The 7,155-nt window shown below is 60.4% G+C and carries 7 protein-coding genes; 1 reads left to right on the top strand and 6 read right to left on the bottom strand.

What is annotated here, in order from left to right; translation table 11 throughout:
- The 4 genes from WCJ41_RS19345 to WCJ41_RS19330 form a co-directional block, all read right to left on the bottom strand.
- A partial coding sequence (locus WCJ41_RS19345) for an ABC transporter ATP-binding protein (protein ID WP_336907477.1) occupies window positions 1-1,087 on the bottom strand: 1,087 nt, incomplete at its 3' end.
- Between the two features lie 24 nt (window positions 1,088-1,111).
- Window positions 1,112-1,939: an ABC transporter permease gene (locus WCJ41_RS19340; protein WP_336907476.1), complete on the bottom strand. Its 828-nt coding sequence runs from the start codon at window positions 1,937-1,939 to the stop codon at window positions 1,112-1,114.
- A gap of 10 nt (window positions 1,940-1,949) precedes the next feature.
- Complete coding sequence (locus WCJ41_RS19335; protein WP_336907475.1) at window positions 1,950-3,113, bottom strand: glycosyltransferase; 1,164 nt, start codon at window positions 3,111-3,113, stop codon at window positions 1,950-1,952.
- Window positions 3,103-4,302, bottom strand: coding sequence for a glycosyltransferase family 4 protein (locus WCJ41_RS19330; protein ID WP_336907474.1), 1,200 nt, complete (start codon window positions 4,300-4,302; stop codon window positions 3,103-3,105). Before WCJ41_RS19330 ends, WCJ41_RS19335 begins: the two co-directional genes overlap by 11 nt.
- 124 nt (window positions 4,303-4,426) lie before the next feature.
- On the opposite strand from WCJ41_RS19330, the gene WCJ41_RS19325 reads away from it, so the two are divergent.
- Complete coding sequence (locus WCJ41_RS19325) at window positions 4,427-5,407, top strand: FkbM family methyltransferase (protein ID WP_336907473.1); 981 nt, start codon at window positions 4,427-4,429, stop codon at window positions 5,405-5,407.
- On the opposite strand, the gene WCJ41_RS19320 is transcribed toward WCJ41_RS19325, so the two are convergent.
- Window positions 5,391-6,830, bottom strand: a complete 1,440-nt coding sequence (locus WCJ41_RS19320) for a hypothetical protein (protein ID WP_336907472.1) — start codon at window positions 6,828-6,830, stop codon at window positions 5,391-5,393. The two genes, WCJ41_RS19325 and WCJ41_RS19320, sit on opposite strands and share 17 nt — an antisense overlap.
- 10 nt (window positions 6,831-6,840) lie before the next feature.
- On the bottom strand, window positions 6,841-7,155 hold a 315-nt coding region (locus WCJ41_RS19315), incomplete at its 5' end, for a UDP binding domain-containing protein (protein WP_336907471.1).

Below are 7,155 nucleotides of genomic sequence, written 5' to 3'. Positions count from 1 at the left end.
CGATCGAGGGGCTCACCACATAATCGCCCGGCATCAGCAGGTTGCCGGGCACCCGACAGCGCGACGTAAACACGCTTAGGCGGCGATCATGCCGCCGCATGTCGTCGTCGAAGGCGCGAAACAAGAGCGCGCCGTCGTTGGCGATCAGGTCAAAGCCCACTCGGAGGTTTCGCTCCGCGACGGTGAGCTCGTAGGTCATCTCGACGTCAAAGGGAAGGTGCGTGAAGAAATCCCCACCGGTGTCATTCCCCGGCTGAACCACGCGGATGTCGAGCACCCGCAGGGCGGGGTCGGGACGCAGCAGTGCGAGCTGGTCTTGAACCGCCCCAGGCGTCGATGCCGAGACCTCCGCGAGATACTTTTTGATCACCTCGTGGACGCCGCCGGTCATCCAAACGTTGCCGTTTTTAAGCGCCACGGCCGAGCGGCAGAGCTGGGCGACAGCCGACATGTTGTGGCTCACGAAGATCACGGTGCGCCCCTCGTGGGCGACATCCTGCATCTTGCCGAGGCACTTCCTCTGAAACTCGGCGTCGCCGACGGCGAGCACTTCGTCCACGAGCAGGATCTCCGTCTCCAGATGTGCTGCCACGGCGAACGCGAGGCGGGTGTGCATGCCGCTGGAATACCGCTTCACCGCGGTGTCGACGAATTTTTCCACGCCTGCGAAGGCGACGATCAGATCGAAACTCCGGGCGATCTCGCGCCGGCGCATGCCAAGGATCGCGCCGTTGAGGTAGATGTTTTCGCGGCCTGTGAGCTCGGGATGAAACCCCGTGCCAACCTCCAAGAGTGAACCCACGCGTCCGAAAAGCTCCGCTTTGCCCGTCGTCGGAGCCGTGATCCGCGACAGGATCTTGAGCAGGGTGCTCTTGCCCGCGCCGTTGCGGCCGACGAGGGCAACGGTGTCGCCGCGAGCGATCTCGAATCCGACGTCACGCAGGGCCCAAAACTCTCCTTGCTGCGCGGTAGCCTTCCCGCCACGCAGCCCGCTGCCAAGCCTTGCTATCGCGTCGCGCAGCGTGAGGTAGGGAGCACGGTGCTGGCCGAGGCGGTAGCGCTTCCCTAGCCCTTCGACGCGGATCACTGGTTGGGTCATAGCGGGCGGTCGTTAAGCAACGTCGGCGAAGGTGGACTCAACCTTCTGGAAATACTTCACGCCGAGCACGAGCACTAGGGGGGCGGTGATCCCGCCGATCAGCATCGTGCGCAGGTCGAGCGGCGTGCCGAGAATCGACCAACGGAAGCCTTCTACGGCCGCAACCATGGGATTGATCGCCCAGAGCAGGCGCCACTTCTCGGGCACGATCGACGCGGGATACGCGACAGGGCAAAGGAAAAGTAGCATTTGGATCATGAAAGGAATGATGTAGCGCACGTCGCGGTAGCGGATCGCGAATGCCGAGAGAAAAGCGCTTGTGCCGATCGTGAACGCTACGGCGATGGCCAGGACGAGCGGTAGAAACAGCATATTTGCGGACGGCGGCACGCGAAAGTAGAGCATCAGCGCCACAAGTACCAATGAACTCACGAGCGCATCAAAGCCTGCCGTCACGATGCTCGCAAGTGGGATGAAGACGCGGGGAAAATAGACCTTGGTAAACAGGTTCGTGCTGTTGACGAGGCTGGTGGCGGCCTGGGACACGCCCGAGGAGAAAAATGTCCACGGCAGGAGCCCCGCGAAGCTGAAGAGGGCGTAGGGGATTCCCTCGGAGGGCATTTTCGCCAGATTGCCAAAAAATACTGTGAATACGATCGCTGGGAGGACTGGCTGCAGGAACGCCCATGCGATGCCCAGAACTGTCTGCTTGTAGCGCACCGACACATCGCGGAGGGCCAGGTAATAAAGCAGCTCCCGCTGGTCCCACATGTCCGCCAGCCCCGGCGCGTTTCCAGCGGAAGGGGTGATTACAGTGTGGTGATTGGCGTGGGACGTCATCGGGCGCGTGCTAAAGCAGGGATGCGCAGAAGTCATGGAATCTGCGTGAAAGGGCCGAGGCAGAGTATTCTTCCATCGCCAATCTCAAGCCGCGGTCGGCGAGGGAATGGCGAAACGCGGGTTCATCCCGCAATTTTCGGAGGCTTTTGGCCAGCGTATCGACATCGCCTTCAGGGAAGACGAGTCCCGCCTCCCCGATGACCTCCGGAATGGCGCCGCACGTCGACCCGACAACGGCCGTGCCACACAGCATTGCCTCGGCGAGAACGTTACCGAATTGCTCTGCCAGTTTGGCACTGCTTCGTGACGGCAGCACCATGACGTCCATCGCTTGGTAGAGTCGCGGGGTTTCCGAACGAGGCACAAAACCCGCCATTACAAGCCGCTCCATCAAACCGAGTGACCTCGCCTGGGCCTCGATCTCCGACCGCAGTGGCCCGTCTCCAACTAGCAGAAGAACCGCATCGCGGGGCAAGGTTGCGAAAGCAGCAACGAGATCTGGAACGCCCTTCTCGGGCCGGAACCCGCCGACAAACCCGACGACGAAGGCGTCGGTCGCCAGTCCTATATTCGCGCGTGCAGCAACTTTGTCGCCCGGCCGGAAGCAGGCCTCGCTTGCACCGGGCGCCGCTTGAATGAGCACCGGCTTGGAAAATCCGCGGTGCTTCAATATCTCCGCGGCGTTCGTGTTTTCCGCGACGGCGCCCGCAGAGTTTCGAAACACGCACTTCTCATAGATCTTGTGGCGCAATCGACGCAGTTCATAGGGAATGTTGTGATTGACGTGAAAAATGAGCTTTGGTCGCGGCCGCAAAAACTTGGACGCCAAAGCCGCTTGAGCAACGATCGGGTTGAAAACCTCGCCTATGGCGTACACCACGTTTGGACCAATTTGCTGCAGTTGAGTTCTAATTCCTTTGTAATAAGGCAACGTAACAAACCACCCCTTGCCATATTCCACGGGCAGTTCGGTGTAGTTGCCTTCCGACCGCCTTTCAGCGACCCACATCTGGCTTTGGCCTTGCGCACCGCCCGAACTGTATTTCGCGGGCGGCAGCAGAGTCACCTCGGATGACCCATACATCTCAGCTAACCGCTTCCATCGCATGCGATTGTCTGGCGAGGCGATCGTGTGGCCCAGCACCGCAAGGCGAAGGCTTTTTTCAACCGGCAAGATTCTCTCCGGACCCGCCCGTAAAGTTAAACAACGGACATGCGGCGCCGTGGCGATACGCAGAGCCATGATATTCAGCGATACGGACCCACGAAAACACACGCCGAGCGAGCGACGCTCCTACGGTTAGTTTATTTCGCAACGCTTCATTACTCAGCACTTGTTGGATCGCGTTGGCCAACGCGATTGCGTCTCTAGGCTTCGTAGTAAGAATCGCTGCACCCGGCGTAAGCCCAGGAATTGGCTTGGGAGGGTCTGTCGTGATCACAGGCCTCGCCTGTGCGATGCATGCGAGGAGTCCTCCATGACGTAATGAAGCTCCGTGCGGATAAGGAAGAGCAAGTACATCGCAAGAAGACAGTACGCGGGCTACTTCATTGACTGGAAGATGAGATGTCCATCGCACGCGGGCGCTAAGGCCCAGCCTATCGATTTGTTCGTGCATCCAATCAGGCACAATGTTAATCGCACCAGGGGACCCGCGATCCTGTGTTTTACCAATGAGTATCAATACAGCGTTTGGCAACGTCGCAATGGCGTCGAGCAGCGTGTCGAGGCCAGCCGCCGTTGCAAAGTGTCCCACGAGAAAGCAGTTTTGCGCGATTCCGTATTTGGCACGAACACGTGTGCGGTTTGCCGCCTCATCTGCCGAAGTGGGTATGTTCGACCCAATCGGAACTTGTCGCACAGTACTCGTGAGTGAAGAAAGTTCTGCCACATCCACGGAATCGGCAGCGAATACGAGGTCGGCACTCTTCGCTAGATCGGCAAGGACCCAGTCCCGGAGTGGACCTGCCCATGGGAAGAGATAGGCGCGGTTTAGGTCGTGGAACGTAACGGCGATTTTCCCCGGCCAACGCTTCCAGCGAAGATAGCGGGGCAGAAAATAACCTGCAAGCGGGCAGGAACCATACAACCCGCCGTTGTGCTGAAGATGAACCCAATCCGCGTTCGTGGCAACCAGCGTTCGATGCAACTGACTGAGGGCCGCCCACGACCAGCGGTGGAACGTGGCCGCGATCGGGGCGCGACATGCCTTTGGGTTGCTCCCCTCCCGCACAAACAAAGACACCCTCACGTCGCAATCCACCAGCGCATCGGAAAGCAGGGCCGTGTAGTCGCCGATTCCACCCTTTGCAGGTGGAAACTGGTCGCTAACAATCAGGACCCTAGGTCCGTCGGCTGCCATGGTGGCGATCGTTGTGCATTCCGCGATCCGGGGCGTCGCTTTTATTGGCCGGCAATGCGGTTATCTTGGGATCGTATGCGGGTGTGTCAGGAACCACACCCTGCGACGCTCGAAGGACCCTCCCGTGACATCGCGACTGAAAACAGGCGTTAAGAATATTCTGGCGGGTATGGTGGCGTCGTTGCCGTGGGGAGTGCGGCAGCGAATCTTCGAGGAGTTGCTTGAGCGCCACGCCATTCCGCACGACATGCGGTATGACGCATTGGTGCGTCTGGCGGCGGCGTGCAACGTGGAAGACCTGGCCGTGCGTGGTGAGTCCGGCCTGATTCGCGGGAGCGCTCGCGATGTCTCGATCCTGAAGCAATACGCTTTGCGGCACGTGTGGGCCGGCAGGACGATCGGTTTTTGCGAGCGATTTTTTGCAGGCAGCGGTGGTACCTATATCGACGTCGGGGCCAATATCGGCCTCACGGTAATCCCGATCGGCAAGCTCCCGGGTGTTCGCTGCATCGGGATCGAGGCTGAGCCGCGCAATTTTGGGTATCTGGAGGAGAATGTCGCACAGTCCGGCATCGCCGACCGGGCGGTGCTCCGACATCTGGCCGTCTTTTCGCGCCCCACGACGATCGATCTCGAAATCGCGACGTCCAACCTCGGCGACCATCGGATTCGAGTTGGGGCGGAAAAGGTCGCTCTGCAGGGTGAGGATCGGCGCAACACCGTGACCGTGGCCGCCCGACCGTTGGACGACATCATCGGAGAGATCGACCCCGCATATGCGTGTCTTGACGGAAGGCTCGCCGTGAAAATCGACGTGCAGGGGGCGGAGCCTTTCGTCTTCGAGGGCGGCCGGCGGGTGCTTGGCGGCGCGGGGTTGGTGATCGTCGAGTATTCCCCATACTGCATGGCGAGAATGCAGGCCGACCCCGAAAAGATTCTCGGGTTGCTGCAGGCTCATTTTACGAGCGTGCAACTCGGCCAGCAGGAAGAAGACGCGCCGACCCCGCCGATGCCCGCGGCCGAGGCATGCGCATATCTGCGGCGGTTTTCCGATGACAACGCGAAGAATCCAAATGCGTATCTCGACATCATCGCGGTGCGCTAGGCTCGTTGGCGGAGAAGAAGGCCCGGTGCAGGGCTCGGCGGGGGCTCGCCGCAGCGAGCGGGGTGGTAAGGGCCGCTGCGTCTGCATCCGCGAGCGCAAAGCCGAGCAGAAGAAACAGAAAGTACGACAGGCTCAGCAGGTTAAGAAAGTATGGGTTCATCACTAGGCCGGCCAACAACGTGAACAAGAAAATCGTCGAACTTGATGGCGGCCATGAGGCGCCTGCCGCCGTTCGGGCCCGCCAGAGTGAGAATAAAATTAGCGTGAAGAATGCGAGGATTGGCAAGAGTCCCGCAAGGCCGAAGGTTGCGGCCGTGTCGAAAAGGAAACTGTGGCCTCCGACGGCCAGGTCACCGACGCCAGAGAATCCATGGCCCATCACCGGATTCTGTAGAAACGTCTTAAATGACGTTACGAGCAGGCTCGCGCGGCTGCTGGACGCTACTTCGAGTGATGAGGCCACATCCTCTCCCGCGAAGCCCCAAAAGATGCTGGAGAAAAGTTGGGAGAACTTGGCAAACGCCTGCCCTGCCGCCCCTTTTCCACCCTCGGCAAGGAGGCCGCGGCGGACGAATTCGAAAACCGCATAGATGGCGCTGCTGACGCCGAGGTAATAGAGCCTCCACCCCACGGATTTCACCGGTGCGTAGATCGCGAGCAGGATGATTGCGAGAAAGGCCATCACCGTCGTGGCGCCAAAGCCCGACAGCACCGCCACGATCGTGAACGTTGCCTGCATGACGATCACAAAAAGCTTCCAGCCCTTCGACAGCAACGGATAGAGTCTGAAGAGAGCGATCGCAAAGAACAGCATCAGGGGGGCGAAGTACACGAATGCCCCGGCGTACATGGAGCCGATCTTAGCGTCGTCGAAGCCCTGCGTCTGGGCATACTGATCAGCACGGCCAAGCTGCGCGCGGGCCCCGGCGATAAACCCGCGGGCATCCTGGATCGCAAACAGCCAATACACCGCGCCGACGAAAAGCAAAAAGCGGCGTTGCCAGTTGAGATGCCGGCCCAGCGTGTAGCCGCAGAGTAGGAAGGGGAGTGACCGAATCAGGATCACCGGGGCGCTCGCCGTCGTAAAAAGGCTCGAGATCGTGAAATATCGCCCCACGAGCATGTTGGCCAGCATCACCAACTCGAAGGCGAGCAGCCACAGCACCGCCGGAAGCGATAAAAGCCGAGAGAATCCAGCCGTGAAGGGCATCATCACGACCACGACAGTGCCCATAATCTTGTAGACGAGATTGAACCTGCCCCAGAGTTGGTAGTGGGCTACGATCAGCGTGAGCGCACAGGCAATCCAGAACGGAGGCAGCGAACCAGGCACGGCGCGGGCCGCGGCGACTGCCGAGCGAAAACGGTCTTTGACGCCGGGCGTTGGCTGACGCGAAAGCGCTTCTAGATGGGCGGTGGCCATGGTCGGGGCGTCAGGCCTTGTGGTAGTGCTTCGGGCGGTGCCGGATGGCGTTGCGGGTGTCGATGATTGAGGCGCCAAAGCCGCTGAAATCACGCTCGCGATAGGCGTCATGGTCGGTGCAGACCACGATCGCATCGAAGTCGTCAGAAATTGCGACGGACTGCTTGCCCGCAAAGGCACCGTGGGTGCGGCCCGGCCGCACCACGGGCACGAAGGGATCGTTGTAGAAGATCGAAGCCCCCGCGGCGGCGAGCATTTCCCAGATCGCATAGGTGGGCGACTCGCGGTCGTCGTCGACGTTTTTCTTGTAGGCGAGGCCGAGAAG

The organism is Aestuariivirga sp., assembly GCF_037139295.1.
Lineage (GTDB): Bacteria > Pseudomonadota > Alphaproteobacteria > Rhizobiales > Aestuariivirgaceae > Aestuariivirga.
This window is presented reverse-complemented; position numbering and strand designations above follow the sequence as displayed.